At 54.6% G+C, this 1,043-nt stretch carries 1 protein-coding gene; it reads left to right on the top strand.

What is annotated here, in order from left to right:
- Positions 1-132: 132 nt before the first annotated feature.
- The coding region (locus KJB29_RS19090) for a transposase (RefSeq protein ID WP_215735894.1) at positions 133-1,043 on the top strand (911 nt) is incomplete at its 3' end.

Genomic DNA, 1,043 nt, shown 5'->3' with positions numbered 1-1,043 from the left:
GGTTCTTTCGTGAATTAGTTGCAGCGTAGATTCAGGAGGAAGGAGATTAGATAGAGGGAAGTACATCGGATTTGACAATTTCTGGTAGAGTTTTGTTTCCCGACAAAATCCTCAGAAAGGGTGCCAAATCCGATGCATTTCGAGACTATCACGAAGCTCCTCAATCTCCCAAACGTTATTGTGGTCGGTTCCCTCGATTGCGGGGACGACCATCTTCATCTTGTTGTTTCGCTCTCTGATAATGCTGATCCACCAGTTTGCTCCTTCTGCGGCGCGGTTCACACCTCAGTTCACAGCAAGGGGCAGATGCGTGTCGAGGACTTACCAGCTTGTGGCCGCCGCGTATTTCTCTATCTGGAGAAGCGCAAATGCCGCTGCCCTGACGGTGGGATTCACGTTGAGTATCTGCCCTGGCTGCAAGGACGCTTCACTAAGCGTTTTGCCGAGCAGGTGAACAGGCTTACCTCCATTACCACCAATACTGAGGCCGGCTGGTTTCTTGGCCTCGATGATGAGGTGGTGTACCGGCTAGATCGGGCCATTCTTCAAGAGAAGGCGGATGAGCTGTTGCTACCGCCACCGGCGCCCAAGGCCATGAGCGTGGATGAAGTCGCCTGGAAGAAGGGCCACTCCTACGTCACCAACGTGGTGGACATCGACAAGCGTGTTGTCATCTGGAATCACGACAAGCACGGCAAGAGTGTCCTTGACGCCTTCTATGGGACCCTGACCGAGAAAGAACGGGCCGAAATAGAAGTGGTGGCCTGCGATGGAGCCAAAGGGTTTCTCTCCTCTTCCCGGCAGTATGCGGAGAACGCCCTGATCATCCTGGACCACTTCCACGTCAAGGCGTACATGAGTGCGGCGCTGGACGAGGTCCGCAAGCAGGAACTGGCAAAGGCGAAAAAGGACAAGTCCCAGGAGGAGCTTGCCGGACTTTTGCACTGCAAGCAACGCTTCATCCTGTTGCGCAACAAGCCGTCCCATAAGAAGACCCAGGTGCTCAAACGCCTGGAGCAGCTGAACGAGCCGGTCTACAAGGC

This window comes from Geobacter grbiciae (genome assembly GCF_018531165.1).
In the GTDB taxonomy this organism is placed as follows: Bacteria; Desulfobacterota; Desulfuromonadia; order Geobacterales; family Geobacteraceae; genus Geobacter; species Geobacter metallireducens.
Note: the sequence above shows the minus strand (reverse complement) of the source record. Positions and strands in the feature narration are given on the sequence as shown.